2 protein-coding genes are annotated in these 734 nt (G+C 64.4%); one reads left to right on the forward strand and one right to left on the reverse strand.

Going from position 1 to position 734, the window contains the following annotated elements; translation table 11 throughout:
- Positions 1–157: sigma factor-like helix-turn-helix DNA-binding protein (locus N826_RS46285; protein WP_211099493.1), on the reverse strand; the 157-nt coding region annotated here is incomplete at its 3' end.
- Positions 158–331: 174 nt separating this feature from the next.
- Between N826_RS46285 and N826_RS39135 the strand changes: the two genes are divergently transcribed.
- Positions 332–734 (forward strand): DDE-type integrase/transposase/recombinase (locus tag N826_RS39135; protein ID WP_169789525.1); only part of this gene is annotated, 403 nt, incomplete at its 3' end.

The following is a 734-nucleotide window of genomic DNA, read 5'->3' on the forward strand; positions in this document are numbered from 1 at the left end:
TCGTCAGCCCTGCCTGTTCCGCCCGCACCAGCAGGTTGTTCAGCGTACCCAGGCTGACCCCACAGCTCTGACGGATCTGGCTGTAGCTCATTCCAAGTTCGTAGCGTAGCCGCAGCACTTCCTTCACCTTCCTCATCGCAACCCTCTCTCTCGGCATCTGTCTCCCCGTCTTCAACGACGGTGGACAGTACTTGCCGGAATTGATGCGATGAAGGCGCGAGCAGCCTCCGGGTTTCTCAACCCCTTCAGCTGTTCAGGCTGCCGAATAAGCTGTTCACTTTCGCCCGGCCGTCCTGTTCATTTTCAAGCGCACCGATCAGACTCAACACCCGTGGACCTGATGATCGTCGACGAGACGCACCGCAAGCCGATCGGTCGGCCGACCGGGACCTTCGCCCTGGATCTCTTCAGCCGGGTCATCCCCGGCTTCGCCCTGACGCTGGAGCCACCCTCGACGCTGACGTCGGCCCTGTGCCTGGCCCACGCGGCGCAGGACAAGGCCGAGTGGCTTGCCCAGCGGGGCCTGGACCTCGACTGGCCGATCTGGGGTATTCCCAGGCGCCTGGGCTTCGACCGGGGCGGCGAGTACGACGGAAAGGGCTTCCTGCGCGGACTGCAGCAGTACGGCATCGAGATGCGCGAACGTCCGCCGGGCGCCCCTCACCTGCACGGCGCGATGGAACGCGTCATCGGCACCTTCATGCGGCTCGTCCACGAGTTCCCCGGTACGACCT

Origin of the sequence: Skermanella aerolata KACC 11604, assembly GCF_000936425.1 — a bacterium.
GTDB lineage: Bacteria > Pseudomonadota > Alphaproteobacteria > Azospirillales > Azospirillaceae > Skermanella > Skermanella aerolata.